Origin of the sequence: Streptosporangium pseudovulgare (assembly GCF_014648055.1) — a bacterium.
Taxonomy (GTDB): Bacteria; Actinomycetota; Actinomycetes; order Streptosporangiales; family Streptosporangiaceae; genus Streptosporangium; species Streptosporangium pseudovulgare.
In genome coordinates, this window is record NZ_BMQJ01000005.1 from 148521 (window position 1) to 164175 (window position 15655).

General features: G+C 73.4%; 12 protein-coding genes. 3 read left to right on the forward strand and 9 right to left on the reverse strand.

Features of this window, described 5'->3' with window-relative positions; genetic code table 11:
- Nucleotides 1-6: 6 nt before the first annotated feature.
- Both IEZ10_RS12475 and IEZ10_RS12480 read right to left on the reverse strand, forming a co-directional pair.
- A complete protein-coding gene (locus IEZ10_RS12475; RefSeq protein ID WP_189246662.1) occupies nt 7-2880 on the reverse strand; it encodes a glycoside hydrolase family 3 protein in 2874 nt (957 codons plus the stop codon).
- A 162-nt stretch (nt 2881-3042) separates the two neighbouring features.
- The gene (locus tag IEZ10_RS12480; RefSeq protein ID WP_189246663.1) at nt 3043-4248 is read right to left on the reverse strand and encodes an ROK family transcriptional regulator; all 1206 of its coding nucleotides are present in this window, start codon (nt 4246-4248) and stop codon (nt 3043-3045) included.
- 212 nt (nt 4249-4460) lie between these two features.
- Between IEZ10_RS12480 and IEZ10_RS12485 the strand changes: the two genes are divergently transcribed.
- Genes IEZ10_RS12485 through IEZ10_RS12495 form a run of 3 tightly spaced genes read left to right on the forward strand, consistent with a single transcriptional unit; the run spans nt 4461 to nt 8066 of the window.
- On the forward strand, nt 4461-6155 hold the full coding sequence (locus IEZ10_RS12485; protein ID WP_189246664.1) for an extracellular solute-binding protein: 1695 nt from the start codon (nt 4461-4463) through the stop codon (nt 6153-6155).
- Nucleotides 6148-7170: an ABC transporter permease gene (locus IEZ10_RS12490; RefSeq protein ID WP_229811203.1), complete on the forward strand. Its 1023-nt coding sequence runs from the start codon at nt 6148-6150 to the stop codon at nt 7168-7170. The genes IEZ10_RS12485 and IEZ10_RS12490 overlap by 8 nt, the downstream gene beginning before the upstream one ends.
- Entirely contained in the window at nt 7167-8066 is a 900-nt protein-coding gene (locus IEZ10_RS12495) for a carbohydrate ABC transporter permease (RefSeq protein ID WP_189246665.1), read from the forward strand. The genes IEZ10_RS12490 and IEZ10_RS12495 overlap by 4 nt, the downstream gene beginning before the upstream one ends.
- Nucleotides 8067-8133: 67 nt before the next feature.
- Here the strand turns inward: IEZ10_RS12495 and IEZ10_RS12500 are convergent, their stop codons facing one another.
- The 7 genes from IEZ10_RS12500 to IEZ10_RS12530 form a co-directional block, all read right to left on the reverse strand.
- Nucleotides 8134-9000 carry an aldo/keto reductase gene (locus IEZ10_RS12500; RefSeq protein ID WP_189246666.1) on the reverse strand — a complete coding sequence of 289 codons (867 nt, stop codon included), beginning with the start codon at nt 8998-9000 and terminating at the stop codon, nt 8134-8136.
- Between the two features lie 79 nt (nt 9001-9079).
- The gene (locus IEZ10_RS12505; RefSeq protein WP_189246667.1) at nt 9080-9892 is read right to left on the reverse strand and encodes an HpcH/HpaI aldolase/citrate lyase family protein; all 813 of its coding nucleotides are present in this window, start codon (nt 9890-9892) and stop codon (nt 9080-9082) included.
- Complete coding sequence (locus IEZ10_RS12510; protein ID WP_189246668.1) at nt 9892-11064, reverse strand: CaiB/BaiF CoA transferase family protein; 1173 nt, start codon at nt 11062-11064, stop codon at nt 9892-9894. The genes IEZ10_RS12505 and IEZ10_RS12510 overlap by 1 nt, the downstream gene beginning before the upstream one ends.
- Nucleotides 11065-11263: 199 nt before the next feature.
- Nucleotides 11264-12139 (reverse strand): ribokinase, encoded by an 876-nt coding sequence (gene rbsK, locus IEZ10_RS12515; protein ID WP_189246669.1) that lies wholly within the window; start codon nt 12137-12139, stop codon nt 11264-11266.
- The gene (locus IEZ10_RS12520) at nt 12136-13500 is read right to left on the reverse strand and encodes an ADP-ribosylglycohydrolase family protein (RefSeq protein ID WP_229811205.1); all 1365 of its coding nucleotides are present in this window, start codon (nt 13498-13500) and stop codon (nt 12136-12138) included. The genes rbsK and IEZ10_RS12520 overlap by 4 nt, the downstream gene beginning before the upstream one ends.
- Nucleotides 13497-14669, reverse strand: a complete 1173-nt coding sequence (locus IEZ10_RS12525) for an ADP-ribosylglycohydrolase family protein (RefSeq protein ID WP_189246670.1) — start codon at nt 14667-14669, stop codon at nt 13497-13499. Before IEZ10_RS12525 ends, IEZ10_RS12520 begins: the two co-directional genes overlap by 4 nt.
- The gene (locus IEZ10_RS12530) at nt 14666-15637 is read right to left on the reverse strand and encodes an ADP-ribosylglycohydrolase family protein (RefSeq protein WP_189246671.1); all 972 of its coding nucleotides are present in this window, start codon (nt 15635-15637) and stop codon (nt 14666-14668) included. Before IEZ10_RS12530 ends, IEZ10_RS12525 begins: the two co-directional genes overlap by 4 nt.
- Nucleotides 15638-15655: the final 18 nt, after the last annotated feature.

The window sequence follows — 15655 nt, forward strand, 5'->3', positions numbered from 1 at the left end:
ACTCGCTCACGCACGCTCTCCGAAGGTGAGGCCGGCCAGGGTGATCCCAGCGTTCTCGAACACCATATAGAGGTCGCGGACCCCGCGGACGTCCGCGAGCCCGGCGCGGACCTCGGTGAAGTCGTAGCGGCCCGCCCGGGGGACGGGCAGGTCGCCGATGAGCGGGCCGTGCAGCGGGTCGTCCAGCCGCAGGCTGATCACACCGCCCTCGGCGCCGGTGACGTGCGCCGCGACCGAGGCGGCCCCGGCGCCGAAGTCCGTCGAGCGGAACGAGATCCACGCCCCCGCCGCGGTGGACCGCACGGCGTCGCCGGAGACCCGGTCGGCGTCCACGAAGGCCACCGCGTCGTACTCGTCGTGGTCCACCGCGCGGATCGGCCCGGCCAGGGCCTCGCGGGGCGGGATGCGCTCCCCCGCGACGTGGAAGGAGGCGCACAGCCGGATGTCCCGCGCGGAGCGGCCGACCATGGCCCGGTGCGGGGCGTCCTCCACGACGAACCGGTTGCGGGTCACGTCCCAGAAGGCCAGGTCGCGGACGGGGAGGCGCCAGCTCACCGTGGTGCTCTCGCCGGGTGCGAGCCGTACCTTGGTGAAGCCGCGCAGCCGGCGCAGCGGCTGCTTGACCCGGGAGCTCCGCTGGTGGGTGTAGAGCTGGACGACCTCGGTTCCGGCGCGGGGACCGGTGTTGGCGACCGTGGCCGTGACGGTGACCGTGCCCTCCGCGCCCACCGTGCCCGCCGTGCCCTCCGTGCTCTCCGCGCCCGCCGTGCCCTCCGTGCTCTCCGCGCCGTCGGTGCCGTCGGTGCCGTCCTCCACCGAGACGGCCAGGCCGGAGTAGCCGAACGTGGTGTAGCCGAGGCCGTGCCCGAAGGGGAAGAGCGGCTCGCCCCGGTAGTACTGGTAGGTGGCGTCGGAGGCGATGATGTCGTAGTCGAGCAGGTCGGGCAGCTCGCACGCCGAGCGGTACCAGGTCTGGGTGAGCCGGCCCTCGGGGTCGGCGTCGCCGAAGAGCACCTCGGCCAGGGCGTGGCCGTACTCCTGGCCGCCGTGCGACGACCACAGCACGGCCGGCGGGTCCTCGTCGGCCCAGGCGACGGGGTAGCCGCTGCTGATCACCATGACGGTCCGGGGGTTGGCCGCCCGTACCGCCCGGACGACGGCCTGCTGGGCGGCGGGCAGGTCCAGGTCGAGGCGGTCCTCGGTCTCGCGGCCGTTGACCAGCGGGTGGTCCCCGACCACGACGACCGCCACGTCCGCCGTCGCGGCGAGGGCGGCGGCGGCCTCGGCGCCGTCCACCACCCGCTCCACGGTGAGCCAGGCCGCCGCGTCGGCGTCGTCGGCCAGCCGGAACGTCCCGCCGTCCAGGGCGACGTAGCGGCCGGTGGAGATGTGCCGCAGGGCGAGTGTTCCGCGCGGGCGGCGTTCCGTCCGGAAGGTCTGGCGCACCTCCCAGCCGTTGGGGCCGGGCTGGTCGTTGACCAGCACGCCGTCGTCGTCCACCGACAGGTGGCGGCCGGTCGCCACGGCCCGCAGCGCGTACGATCCGCCGCCCCAGTCGAACAGGTCGTACAGGGCCGCGTCGCCTCCGCCGCCGGGCGCGACGGAGAGCGGCCCGCCGTCGGGGTCGGCGACGACGGCCCCGGTGTCCACGCTCAGCGCGACCCGGTCCACGGCCTCGCAGAACACCGTCTCGCACCGTTCGGCGAGCCCGGCGCGGGCGGTGACGGCGTAGGGGAGCGTGCCGGAGTACCAGTCCTCCATCAGCGTGTCGCCGAGCTGGCCGATGACCGCGATCCGGCCGGGCGCGTCCAGCGGCAGGATCCCGTCGTTCCTCAGCAGCACGATCGAGCGCCGGGCGGCCTCGCGGGCCAGCTCCCGGTGCTCGGGGCAGTTGACGACCGCCTCGGTGATCCCGTCGTACGGCGTGGCGGGGTCGAACTCGCCGAGCCGGAACCGGACGGACAGCGCGTGCCGTACCGCCTCGTCCACGTCCCCCTCGGTGAGCAGGCCCCGCTCCAGCGCCCGGCGGATGTGCCCGAGGGTCTCGCCGGAGCGGTCGTCGTCCTGGGTGAAGCTGTCCAGGCCCGCCCTGATCGCGTGGGCGTAGGCCGCGGGCGGGTCCTTGTGATAAGCCTGCAGGCCGGCGAGGTTACCCGGGGCGTAGGCGTCGCTGACCACGAGGATGTCGTCGGGCGCCCACGCGCGCAGCGCCTCGCGGATCAGCGGGCTGAGGTGCGCCGGGCGGCCGTTGACGAGGTTGTAGGACGGCATCACGGCCACCGCCGCGCCCTGCTCCAGGGCGGGCCGGTAGGCGGGCAGCTCGTACTCGCGCAGCACCCGGGGAGGCAGGTCGCTGGAGGTGACGCAGCGGTCGGTCTCGTTGTTGTAGCCCAGGAAGTGCTTGAGGGTGGGCGCGGTCTTCAGCACGGTGGGATCGCTCCCACGAAGGCCGGAGGCGTACGCCGCCGCCATGACGCCGGTCAGCCAGGGGTCCTCGGAGTAGCCCTCCTCGTTGCGGCCCCACCGCGGGTCGCGCAGCGGGTTCACCACGGGCGCCCAGACGTTGCGTCCGGCCCCGGAGGGGTCCTTGCGGTGGAAGGCCAGGACCTCGTCGCCCGTCGCCTCGCCGACCCGCCTGACCAGCTCCGGATCCCAGGTGCTGGCCAACCCCACGGCCTGCGGGAACACCGTCGCCGGGCCGAGCCAGGCCAGGCCGTGCAGGGCCTCGGTGCCGGTGCGGAAGCCCTCCACGCCCAGCCGGGGGACCGGCGCCTGGTACTGGTGCAGCAGGGCGACCTTCTCCTCCAGGGTCAGGCGGTCCCGCAGGTCGGCGACGCGCGCGGCGAGCGGGAGTCCGGGGTCGCGGAAGGGTTCGTTCATGGGGGGACCGTCCTCTGGGGATATCGAAGCGCTTCGAAAACCGGTCGGGGGAGGCGCTCCGGTTCGTCGAAGCGCTTCGATGATTGATCCGGGAAAGCTCCGCTCATTACACGCGCGTTTCGAACGGAGCTTCCCCGAGGGTGCACGCCCGTGCGACCCAGGTCAAGAGAGCCGCGGCAAACGCCCTGAATCCACCAGGTCGAGCACCCGGGCGGCGCCGCCGAGCGCGGCGGCGCCGTACCCGAGGGCCGAGGCCACGACGCGGCAGCCGCCGGTGTCCGGCGCGATCACCCGCCCGCGCGCCTCGGCCTCGATCTCGGGCAGCAGCCAGGGGGCGAGGGGCACGTAGTAGCCGCCGAGGACGACCACTTCAGGGTTGAGGAGATTGGCGATCATCGAGACGCCCCGGCCGAGGTCGCGGCCGACGCCCGCCAGGACGGCGAGGGTGTGCGCGTCGCCGGCCCGGGCCAGCCGGACCGTCTCCTCCAGCTCGACCTCCACCTCCGCGGGCGAGAGCGCCGCGTGCTCCAGCACCGCGCCGATCCCGGCCACCGCCTCCAGGCAGCCCCGGCGGCCGCAACGGCACTCGGCGCCGAGCGGGTCGAGCTGGATGTGGCCGATCTCGCCGCCGTAGCCCTGCCCGCCGCGCCGCAGCCGCCCGTCGAGGATGACCCCGGCGCCCACCCCGATCCCGCCGGCGAGATAGACCAGGTCGGCGGTCCCCGCCCACGGGCCGAAGCGGTGTTCGGCCAGCGCCGCGAGGTTGGCGTCGTTGTCCACCTGCACCGGGAACCCGGGGTCGCGGAGCGCCTTGGCGAGGTCGCCGCACAGGTCGGCGTCGCGCCAGCCGAGGTTCGGCGCGACGCGGACGACCCCGTCGGTGCCGACCAGGCCGGGCACGGCCACGGTGAGGCCCAGGACCTGCCGCTCCTCCCGGGCCATCCGGGTCGTCACGCGGCGGACGAGCCCGGCGACGACCGCCATCGCCTGCGACACCGTGACGTCCGGCCCCTGGAAGGAACGCCGCCAGGACAGCAGCCGCTCCCCCGACAGGTCCACCGCCACGGCGGTGACGTAGTCGACGTTGATCTCGACGCCGATCGCCGCGTACGGCGAGCCGTCGAGCACCAGCATGGTCGCCGGGCGGCCGACGCGGTTCCCGGTCAGCCCGGTCTCCCGGACCAGCCTGCGGTCGATCAGGTCGGCGACCAGGCTGGAGACCGTCGCCTTGTTCAGGCCCGTGGAGGCGGCGATGTCCGCCCGCGAGCAGGGGGCGTGCTCACGCACGAACCGCAGGACGACGGCGAGGTTGGTGGCCCGCACGTCGGCGAAGTCGGCCGGCTGCGGGTCGCTCGTAGATGTGATCAAGGTCAGTCCCGTTCCGGCTCGGCCAGGCTGGCCCCATCATGCACCATCGTTCACCGATCCGTGACCGCCCCCTGCGGACGCCGGGTCGGCGCTCCCTTGTGGCGGGGGTCAGCCTCGACTAATTTGTTTGGCCATCAGACGAACTAACTCTATCGCTACCCCTCTTCCGCGGACACCCCCCTGACCCCCCGAACCGACGAAGGGAAAGCGCCATGAACCGACCCCCGGGCGCGACGACCACCCGCCGAGGCTTCCTCGGCCTGGTGGGGCTCAGCGCCGCGATGGCCGCCGGAGGCGGCCTGCTCGGCGCCTGCTCCACTCCGAGCGGCCCCCGGCCGGGAAGCGGAGGCGCCACCGCCGCCGCGGCGGAGAAGCTGACCTCCCTCGCCCCCGCCTACACGCCCTTCCCCGGCGTCCGGCCGGACATCCCCGGCATCGTCTCCGACCTGCCGGGCATCCCCGGCGTCGGCGGCGGCTTCACCACCTACCCCACCTCCCCCGTCCCCGCGCTCACCCGGAAGGCCGGCCGGGGCGGCTCCTACAAGGCCATGACGCCGCTGTGGGGACCGGTGCCGCCCGGCCTGGCGGACAACTCCTACTTCCAGGCGGCCAACGCCGACATCGGCGCCACCGTGGAGTTCCAGATCACCGACGGCACGGTGTACGTCGACAAGGCGATCGCCCGCCTCGCCTCGGGCGACATCCCGGACATCATGGTCATCCCCAGTTGGGAGATCGAGAAGATGGCCGACTTCAACCAGGCCGTCGACAAGGCGTTCGAGGACCTCACCCCGTACCTGCAGGGCGACAAGGTCACGCCGTACCCCCTGCTGGCCAACCTGCCGACCGCCGCGTGGGAGTGGTCGGTCTGGAACGGCAGGCTCATGGCGGTGCCGTTCCCCACCGAGCCCTTCCCCTTCGCGCTGCTCTACCGCAAGGACCTGTTCGAGAGGAACGGCTGGAACACCGCGCCCAAGAACGCCGACGAGCTGTACCGGCTGGGCAAGGAGATCACCGACCCCAAGGGCAAGCGCTGGGCGTTCGGCGACATCCACGAGATGGTCTGGACGATCTTCCGGATCCCGCAGGAGTGGCGCTACGAGGGCGGCAGGCTCGTCCACAAGTACGAGACCCCCGAGTACGAGCAGATGCTGGAGTTCATGCGGAGGCTCTTCGCCGAGGAGCTGATCCACCCCTCCGTGGTGAGCAGCAAGGGCGCCAACGAGAAGGACCTCATCGGGGGCGGGCAGATCACCGTCTACCGCGACGGGCTCGGCGGCTGGAAGGAACTGCTGCAGCAGCACCGCGGCAAGAACCCCGACTTCGCGCTGGACGCCTTCCCGGTCTTCGCCCACGACGGCGGCAAGCCGCTGATGTACCACAACAACGCGGCGGGGATCTTCACCTTCGTGAAGAAGGGGACCCCGAAGGAGAAGGTGGAGGAGATCCTCTCCATCCTCAACTGGTGCGCGGCGCCGTACGGGACCAAGGAGTACGAGCTGTCCAACTTCGGCGTGGAGGGAAAGCACTTCACCCGCGACGACAAGAACGTCCCGCAGCTGAACGACCTCGGCCGCAAGGAGGTCGCCCCCACCTACCTCTTCCTCGGCGGGCGCCCCATCTTCGTGGACTGGGTCGCCTACCCCGACGCGGTCAAGGCCAACATGGAGTGGCAGCAGGCCACCTTCCCGCACGTCGAGAAGACCCCGTTCGACGGGATCCGGATCCAGCGGCCGTCGAGGTTCTCCGGCCTGCAGGTGCCCACCGAGGACAAGTTCACCGACATCATGCGCGGGCGGCGCCCGGTGAGCGACGTCAAACAGATCGTCGCGGAGTGGCGGCGGGACGGCGGCGACGAGGCCAGGGACTTCTACATGAAGATCCTGCGGGACAACGGCCGTGCTTAGGAACGCGCCGAGGACCGGGCCGGCGGGTGACCTGACCTCACCCGCCGGCACCGGCGCCTCCAAGCATGTCGGTAAAAGGGCCTTCTCGACAAGCCCGGGTGCCCGTGTCCCTTTCCGGGACCGGCTGCGCCGCGACTGGCAGCTGCTGCTGATGACGCTGCCCGCGATCGGGCTGCTGATCGTCTTCCACTACGTCCCGCTGCTCGGCAACGTCATCGCCTTCCAGGACTACTCGCCCTACGTCGGCATCGCCGACAGCCCGTGGGTCGGGATGTCCAACTTCCAGTGGCTGCTGCTCGACGACGGCTTCTGGGACGCGACGCTCAACACCCTGTCGATCACCGCGTTCCAGCTCGTCTTCTACTTCCCGGTGCCGATCGCGCTGGCCATCCTCCTCGACAGCGTGGTACGGCCCCGCCTGCGCGTGTTCATCCAGGGCATCGTCTACATGCCGCACTTCTTCTCGTGGGTGCTGGTCGTCACGCTGTTCCAGCAGATGTTCGGCGGCGCCGGGCTGCTCTCGCAGATCCTGCGGGACCACGGCCACAGCGGCTTCGACATCATGACCGATCCGGACACCTTCATCCTGCTGGTGACCGCCGAGACGGTCTGGAAGGACGCCGGCTGGGGGGCGATCGTCTTCCTGGCGGCGCTGGCCGCCATCGACCAGAACCTCTACGAGGCCGCGGCGGTGGACGGCGCCTCGCGCTGGCGCCGGATGTGGCACGTCACGCTGCCCGGCCTGCGCCCGGTGATCGTCCTGCTGCTGATCCTGCGCCTGGGCGAGGCGCTGAACGTCGGCTTCGAGCAGTTCTTCCTGCAGCGCGACGCGGTCGGCCGGGACGCCGCCGAGGTGCTGGACACCTTCGTCTACTGGCGCACGCTGCTGACCGGCGAGTGGAGCTACGGCGCGGCGGCGGGGCTGGTCAAGGGCGTGGCCGGGCTGATCCTGATCGTCATCGCCAACAAGGTCGCCCACCGGTTCGGAGAGCAGGGGATCTACAAACGATCATGATGACCTCACCCCCCTGGGCCGAACGGCCCGGCCGCGCCGGCGGGCTCGCCAAGGGACTCGTGCTCACGTTCGTCGTGGCGGCCGTCCTCTTCCCGATCTACATGGTCGTGCTGACCAGCCTGTCCACCCAGGAGGCCGTGTCGAGGGCCGGCGGGCTGGTCACGGCGCCCGGCGAGCTGTCCCTCGCCGCCTACCGGCAGCTGTTCGCGGGCGGCGTGGTCACCCGGGCGGTCCTGGTCAGCCTCGGCGTGACCGCGGCCGGCACGGCGATCAGCCTGGGCGTCACGGTGCTGGCCGCCTACGGCCTGTCCCGGCCCGGCTCGCTGATGCACCGGCCGCTGCTGTTCCTCGTCCTGCTGACGTTCCTGTTCGGCCCCGGGCTGATCCCGAGCTACCTGCTGGTCAGCTCGCTCGGCCTGGTCGACAGCTACTGGGCGCTGATCCTGCCGACCGCGGTCACCGCGTTCAACCTCGTGGTCATGCGGTCGTTCTTCATGAGCATCCCCGGCGAGGTGACCGACAGCGCGCGCATCGACGGCGCGAGCGAGTTCCGCATCCTGCGGCGGATCGTGCTGCCCATGTCCAAGGGCGTCACCGCGGTCATCGGCCTGTTCTACGCGGTCGGCTACTGGAACTCGTTCTTCAACGCCGTGCTGTACCTGAACGACAACGCCAAGTGGCCCCTGCAGGTCGTGCTGCGGCAGTACGTGCTCCAGGGCCAGTCGCTGTTCGTCGGCCAGAGCGGGACCGGCACGATCCCCGGGCAGGCCCTGCCGCCCGGCCTGGCCGTCCAGATGGCGATCGTGGTGGTCGCGCTGGTCCCGGTCCTGTTCGTCTACCCGTTCGTCCAACGCCACTTCACCAAGGGGGTGATCGTGGGCGCCGTCAAGGGCTGAGCCGCGGGCCCGCCGTACCGGGATCCCCTCCGGGTACGGCGGGCCCGGCCGTGTCCGCCGGCGCGGGTCAGACCGCGTCCGTCAGCGCCGCGAACTCCTCGTCGCTCAGCTCCAGGGTCGCCGCGGCGACGTTCTCCTCCAGGTGCGCCACCGAGGAGGTGCCCGGGATGGGCAGCATCGCCGGCGAGCGCCGCAGCAGCCAGGCCAGCGCGAGCTGCGACGGCGTGGCGTCGTGCCGCTTGGCCAGGGCGTCCAGCGGGCCGCCCTCCCTGGCCAGCTCGCCGGTCGCGAGCGGGAACCACGGGATGAAGGCCAGGCCGTTCGCCTCGCAGCGCGCGAGGACCGGGTCGGCGGCGCGCTCGGCGAGGTTGTAGAGGTTCTGCACCGAGACGATCGTCGCCGTCTCACCGGCCCGCTCCAGCTCCTCGACGCCGACCTCGCTGAGGCCGATGTGGCGGATCTTGCCCTCCCGCTGGAGCGCGGCCAGCTCACCGACCTGGTCGGCCAGGGGCACCATGGGGTCGACGCGGTGCAGCTGGAGCAGGTCGATCCGCTCGACGCCGAGGTGGCGCAGGCTCAGCTCGACCTGCTGGCGCAGGTACTCGGGCCGGCCCACCGGGCGCCAGTCGTCGGGGCCGGCGCGGGTCAGGCCGGCCTTGGTGGCGATCACCAGGTCGTCCGGGTAGGGGTGCAGGGCCTTCCTGATGAGCATCTCGGACACGAACGGGCCGTAGGAGTCGGCGGTGTCGATGAAGTTCACGCCCAGCTCGACCGCGCGACGGAGCACCCGTACGGCCTCCTCCGGGTCGCGCGGCTCACCCCAGACCCCCTTGCCGGTGAGCTGCATGGCGCCGTAGCCGAGGCGGTTGACGGTGAGGTCGCCCCCGATGGCGAACCGGCCGGAGGCGTCCGCGGGACGGGTCGTGGTGGTCATATGCTGTCTCCCCCAGGAAGCGAAGTGTGCATTTTTCATCGCTTTCGCCCTATAAAGGGCTACCTGGGGGCGTTACCCGCTAAATCGGCTTTTCACCATGGATGAGCTGGTCGTCGAGGACACGTCTGGCCTGGCGGACGATGGCCTCGTCGACGAAACGGCCGTCGGGAAGGGCGACCGCGCCGGCCCCGGCCGCCGCCACGACCTCGCGGGCCGCCGCGACCTCCTCCTCGCCGGGGCGGTAGGCGGCGCGGATCACCGGGAGCTGGGCCGGGTGGATGGCGGCCCGTCCCCGGAAGCCCATGGCCCGGCCGGCGCGGCACGACTCGGCCAGACCTTCGAGGTCGCGGAAGTCGGTGTAGACCGACTGCGCCGGCGCGGGCAGCCCGGCGGCCCGGGCGGCGACCACGAGTCGCGACCGCGCCCAGGACAGCCCCGCCTCGTCGCTGACGCCCAGGTCGGCCCGCAGGTCGGCCTCCCCCAGGCCGATGCCCGCCACCGCCGGGTCGGCCGAGGCGATCTCGTAGGCCCGTTCGAGGCCGAGAGCGGACTCGATGAGCGGGTGCAGCTCGGCGCCCGGCACGGCGGCGGCGACGTCGCGCATCTGACCGGCCGACTCGGCCTTGGGCACGCGGATGCCGGCCGTACCCGCGGCCAGGGCGCCGACGGCGCGCAGGTCCGCCTGGCCCCAGGCGGTGCGGGTGTCGTTGATCCGGACCTGCACGCGCGGCCGCGGGGTGGCGAGCAGCGCCACGACCTCGGCCCTGGCCAGGTCCTTGTTGCCCGGGGCGACGGCGTCCTCCAGGTCGACGATCACCACGTCGGCCGGGCCGGAGAGCGCCTTGGCCACGAGGTCCGGCCGGTCGGCGGGCGCGTACAACCAGGTCAGCATCACACCACTCCCCTGTCGCGCAGCGCCTCGATCTCGGCGGGCGAGAGCCCCGCCTCCGTCAGGACGCCGATCGTGTCCGCGCCGTGGGCGCGGCCGGTCCAGCGGATCTCGCCGGGGGTGTCCGACAGCCGGAACATGACGTTCTGCATCCGCAGCGGTCCCAGCTCGGGGTCCTCCACGGTGGTGACGGCGTCCAGGGCGGCGAGCTGCGGATCGGCCAGCACGTCGCGCACGTCGTAGACGGGCGCCACCGCGGCCTGCGCCTCCTCGAAGGCGGCGAGCACCTCCTCGCGGGTGCGCGCGCCGACCCACGCGGCGACGGCCTCGTCCAGTTCGGCGGCGTGCTCGGCCCGTCCCGCCCCGGTGGCGAACCACGGCTCGGCGATGTACTCCGGCCGCCCGACGAGGCGCATGACCCGCTCGGCGATGTTCTGCGCCGAGGTGGACACCGCGACCCAGGAGCCGTCCGCGCACCGGTAGGTGTTGCGCGGCGCGTTGTTGACCGACCGGTTGCCGGTGCGGGGTGGCACGATCCCGAGCCGGTCGTAGATCGTCGGCTGCGCGCCGAGCACGGTGAGGATCGGTTCGATGATCGACATGTCGACGACCTGCCCGGTGCCCCCGGACCCGCGCGCGTGGAGCGCCGTCATCACGGCGTAGGCGGTCGCGAGCGCGCAGATGCCGTCGGCCAAGCCGAACGGCGGCAGCGTCGGCGGCCCGTCCGGCTCGCCGGTCATCGCGGCGAACCCGCTCATCGCCTCGGCCAGCGTGCCGAAGCCGGGCCGCCTCGCGTACGGGCCGAACTGGCCGAACCCGGTGACGCGGGCGAGCACCAGGCGCGGGTTGGCCTCGCGGAGCCGGTCGTAGGAGAGGTTCCACCGCTCCAGCGTTCCCGGGCGGAAGTTCTCGATGATCACATCGGCGTCGCGCGCCAGCGTGAGGAGCAGGTCCTGTCCCTCGGGCGCCGACAGGTCGATGGTGACCGTCCGCTTGTTGCGGCCCAGCATCTTCCACCACAGGCCGCCGGGTCCGTGCCCCCGCGAGGAATCCGGTTTGGCGGGATGCTCCACCTTGATGACCTCGGCGCCGAAGTCGCCGAGCATCATGGCCGCCATCGGCCCCGCGAACAGCGTCGCGAGGTCGAGGACGCGGATCCCTTCCAGGGCTTTCACTGTCGTTCCTCCAGGTTCACGCAGGTTCACGCAGGATCACGGCGCGTCCCCCGGCCGGGGCGGCCGGAACCGGTGTCCGGTGGCCGTCCGGGCCCGGGAGCGCGACGGGTTGGGCTTTCAGCGGCGGGGTCGGGCGTTCAGCGGCGGGTCCGGCGTCCGGGCGGGGCTTCCGGGCGCCGCGGGCGGGCTCCGGCGGGGGTCATCGGAGCGCCGCGTCGATCTCGGCGCGGCCGGGCATGGAGGTGCTGGCCCCCTCCCGCTGGACCGACAGGGCCGCCGCCGCGGCGGCGAAACGCAGCGCCTCCTCCTGCGGTCTGCCCTCGGCGCGCGCCACGGCCAGCGCGCCGACGAAGGTGTCCCCCGCGGCGGTGGTGTCGACCGCCCGCACCGGTACGGCGGGCACGCGCAGCCGCCCGCCCGCGCGGGAGCCGTACAGCGCCCCTTCCGCGCCGAGGGTGATCACCGCTTCGGGGACGAGTTCCAGCAGCGCCTCCAGCGCCTCCCGCGGATCGGCGAGGCCGGTGAGCGCCTCGGCCTCGTGCTCGTTCGGCACGATCAGGTCCACGGCGTCGAGCAGTTCCCGGGGCAGTTCCCGGGCGGGGGCCGGGGTGAGGACGACGGGGACCCGCGCCTGGCGGGCGGCGGACACCACGGCCTCCATGGGCAGTTCGAGCTGGAGCAGCAGCGCGTCGGAGCGGGCGATGACCGCGAGGTCCTCCGCCGAGGGGGCGGTGACGGCGCCGTTCGCACCGGGGACCACGATGATCGAGTTGCCGCCGTCGTCGTCGACGACGATGTGGGCGACGCCGGAGGAACCCGGCACGACCCGGAGGCGGCCGACGTCGACGCCCGCCGATCTGAGCGTCTCGCGTACGACGGGCCCGAAGGCGTCGTCCCCGACCGCGCCCATGAACGCGACGTCGGCGCCGGCCCGGGCCGCGGCGACGGCCTGGTTCGCCCCCTTGCCGCCGGGGACGGCGGCGAACGCCCGGCCGGTGACCGTCTCGCCGCGTTTCGGCACGATCGGGGTGTAGGCCACCAGGTCCATGTTGGCGCTGCCGAAGACCGAGATCATGCCCTCTCCTCCGCGACGGCCAGGGTGCGGGCGGCGAGCCGGTCGAAGCCGATGCCGTCGAAGCCCCTCAGGCTGCTGGCCAGCCGGTTCCCCGGCTTCCACTGATCGGGGACGCCGGAGGCGCCGAGCAGCCCGCCCACGATCGAGCCGACCGTCGCCCCGGCCGAGTCGGTGTCCCAGCCGCCGGCGACGGCCCTCGCGATCGACGCCGTGAAGTCGCCGCGCCCGTGGACCAGCGCCGCCGCGATCAGCGCCGCGTTGTTGATCGTGTGGACCCAGTGCAGGTCGCCGTGGCGTTCGTACAGCCGGTCGACCACCCGCTCGAACTCCGGCTCCGACGAGGCGTCCTCGACGGCGTCCCGTACCGCCCGGGCCAGTCGCGACCCGGCCGGCACGACGGAGAGCCCGGCGGCGACCACGTCCTCGACCGAGGAGGCCACGAGGGAATGGGCGCACATGGCGGCGACCATCATCGCGCCGTAGACGCCGTTGCCGGTGTGGCTGAGGCGGGCGTCCCGCCAGGCGAGCGCGGCGGCGGCCGCCGGATCACCCGGATTGACCCAGCCGTAGACGTCCGCCCTGATCAGGGCGCCGATCCACTCCCGGAACGGGTTTCGGTGCGTCGCGGTGCGGGGTGGCTCGATCCCGTCGAGCAGGTTGCGGTACGCCGCCCGCTCGGCGGTGAAGACCCGGCCCGCGGGCAGCTCGTCCAGCCACATGGCGGCCACGTCGGCGGTGGTGAAGTCGCGGCCGAAGCGTTCCAGCAGGGCGAGCCCGAGAAGCGGGAAGTTCAGGTCGTCGTCCTCGGGCACGCCGTCGATGTTCTCGGCGAGCGAGTTGACGGCGCTGCGCCTGTTCCACGGCCAGCGGGCCGCCACCTCGTCCGGCAGGCCCACCGCGGTGAACCAGCCGCGGATCGGCCAGTTGCCCGTGGCCTCGGCGATCTCCCTGATGCCCTCGCGGGGGATCTTCTCCACCGGTTTGCCGAGCACGCACCCGGCGGCGCGTCCCAGCCAGGCGCCGAGCACCCGGTCGGGGAGCCGGGCCGGGTCGGCGGCCACGCGGGGGAAGCCCCCGGGGGCGCCCAGGGTGATCTCGGCGAGTCCGGTGGGTTCGGGGAGCGGGGACGGGATCGCCGCCAGCTCGTCCAGCAGCTCACCGGCCAGGCCGCGCAGCTCCGGGCCGGCCGGCCGCGGGGAGGCGCCCGCCCTGGGCGGCGCGTCGTGCCCTCCGGCGGCGTGCCAGCGGGCGGCGATCGCGGCGGCCTCCGGGAGGCGGCCGTCCTCGGCCGCCTGACGCAGCTCGTGGCCGACCAGGTCCTCCGGCTGCACCCAGGTGAGCCGGATCAGGCGGTCGGTCACGCCGTCCCTCCCGCCGGGACGTCCCGGGTCAGGGAGGCGAAGGCGGCCTCGTGCGCCCGCCGTGCGGCGAGGTCGTCCGCGTGGACCCGCCGGGCCACCTCGGCGATGGACACGCCGGGGGCCACCAGGTCGATCCTGCTGGCCTCCGCCACCGGATCGAGCCACTCGGACGGAACCACGCCGGCTCCGCCGAGCGCCCCGGCGATCGCGCCGCCCATGCTGGCGATCGAGTCGGCGTCGCGGCCGTAGTTGACCCCGCCGAGCACGGTCTCGCGGTAGTCGCCCTTCGCGATGAGCAGGAAGGCGAGCGCCAGCGGGAGCTCCTCGATGCTGTGCAGGCGGCTCGGCCGGCGGGCGCCGAGTCCCTGGTCGCGGTAGGTGTCGGCGACGGTGTCGTAGGGGGCGACGGCCTCGCGCAGGGCGTCGAAGGAGCCCTCCCAGTGGTCGAGGTCGCGGGCGCGGTCGCAGACGGCCTCGATGGCGGTCCGCGTGCCGTCCTTGGCGAGCCGCAGGCAGGTCGCGACCACCGAGTCGGGGGTCGCGCCCGGGCGCATGGCCTCGGCGACGGCGGCGGCCAGCACTCCGGCGGCCTCCCGGCCGTAGCTGGACTGGTGGGCGCCGGCCAGGTCGATCGCCTCGGCGTACGCCCCGTCCGGGTCGGCCGCGTTGACGACGCCGACGGGTGCCATGTACATCGCGGCACCGCAGTTGACGATGTTGCCGACGCCGGCCTCACGCGGATCCACATGGCCGTAGTGCAGGCGCAGGACCAGCCACTTCTCGGCGAGGAAGACCCGCTGCAGGGGCAGCGCCTCGGCCTCCAGCTCGGGGATCCAGCGCTTCTCGCCCATCATCTCGGGCACCAGGTGCTCGGCCGCCGCGTACGCGTCGAGATGACCGCCCACCTTCTCGTAGACGCGGATGAGGGCGTGGGTCATGAGGGTGTCGTCGGTGACGTGGCCGTCGCCCTTGTGGTAGGGCGCGATGGGCCGGGCGTTGCGCCAGTCCTCGAAGTACGGCGGGACGATGCCCGTCACGTTGCCGCCGTAGCGCCGGCGTATCTGCTCGGGCGTCCAGCCCTCGGTCGCGCCGCCGATCGCGTCGCCGACCGCGGCGCCCGTCACGCATCCGACGGCCTTGTCGGTCAGCAGGTCCTCCAGCGGCGTCATGCCAGTCCTCCAGCGATGTCGATGAGATCCGTTCCGGCCAGATCGGGGATGCCGCAGCCGACCAGTGTGCGTGCCGCGGCGCACCAGCCCTCCGGGAGGGCCTGGTAGCCGGTGTGCGCCCCGGTGAGAGCTCCGGCCAGCGCCGGAGCGGAGTCGGCGAGCGACGGCAGGCACGCGGCGGCGGGCACGGCCGCGCTCAGCGCGCCCGCGGACACCTCCGCGAGCGCCAGGGCGGCGGCGACCGTCTGGGCGGCCGCGACGCCGTAGCTGTAGACGTGGTCCAGCAGGGCCGCGTCGAGGGCCGGGACCGCCGCGAAGGGGTCGCCCGCCTCGCGTGCCACCGCGAGCGCCGTCCGGGTCATGTGGCCGATCGCGGTGTCCTCGGGCAGCTCGGCCAGGGCCGCCTCCACGGCCGAGGGCATCGGCCCTCCCGCGACGAGCTCCGCGATCGCCGCCGCCATCGCCGCGGCGGCGTGGACGCCGTCCCCGGCGTTGGTGACCGAGGCGTCGGCCCGCGGGTCGGCGCCGGCCGCCCCGAAGGCGACGGCCCGGATCGCCGCCGCGTCGTCGAAGAAGTGCGGGTTGTCGTGCCCGCTGGCGGGCGGCCGCTTGCCGGCGGCCAGGTTGTCGAGCGCCGAGCGCACCGAGATCCGTACCCGCAGGTCGGAGCGTTCCGCGAGCCTGCCGAACGCCTCCGCCCGGTCCTCGTGGATCGTCAGCGCGGTCCAGGCCAGCCACTCGGCGTCGTCGGACGGCCCGATCGCCAGCGGCTCGACCGGCTGGTTCAGTGAGAACGGCACGGGCAGCGTGGTGACCCGGTGCTCCTCGGCGAAGGCGTCCAGCTCCCGCTCCAGCCGCCTGCTCCAGGGCGCCAGCAGGGTGGAGCGGTGCCGCGCCGCCGGCCAGCCGGCCGCGTCGCCGATCGCGAGGCCGACGAAGGCGCCGCGGATCCTGTCCCCCGATGACATGTCTCTCCTCTACTTCTC

What these genes read in the sequence shown, in the direction of transcription:
- IEZ10_RS12500 (WP_189246666.1), bottom strand. Translation starts at nt 9,000, where the DNA reads ATGACCACCACGACCCGTCCCGCGGACGCCTCCGGCCGGTTCGCCATC.
- rbsK (WP_189246669.1), bottom strand. Translation starts at nt 12,139, where the DNA reads ATGATCTCGGTCTTCGGCAGCGCCAACATGGACCTGGTGGCCTACACC.
- IEZ10_RS12495 (WP_189246665.1), top strand. Translation starts at nt 7,167, where the DNA reads ATGATGACCTCACCCCCCTGGGCCGAACGGCCCGGCCGCGCCGGCGGG.
- IEZ10_RS12530 (WP_189246671.1), bottom strand. Translation starts at nt 15,637, where the DNA reads ATGTCATCGGGGGACAGGATCCGCGGCGCCTTCGTCGGCCTCGCGATC.
- IEZ10_RS12485 (WP_189246664.1), top strand. Translation starts at nt 4,461, where the DNA reads ATGAACCGACCCCCGGGCGCGACGACCACCCGCCGAGGCTTCCTCGGC.
- IEZ10_RS12475 (WP_189246662.1), bottom strand. Translation starts at nt 2,880, where the DNA reads ATGAACGAACCCTTCCGCGACCCCGGACTCCCGCTCGCCGCGCGCGTC.
- IEZ10_RS12525 (WP_189246670.1), bottom strand. Translation starts at nt 14,669, where the DNA reads ATGACGCCGCTGGAGGACCTGCTGACCGACAAGGCCGTCGGATGCGTG.
- IEZ10_RS12505 (WP_189246667.1), bottom strand. Translation starts at nt 9,892, where the DNA reads ATGCTGACCTGGTTGTACGCGCCCGCCGACCGGCCGGACCTCGTGGCC.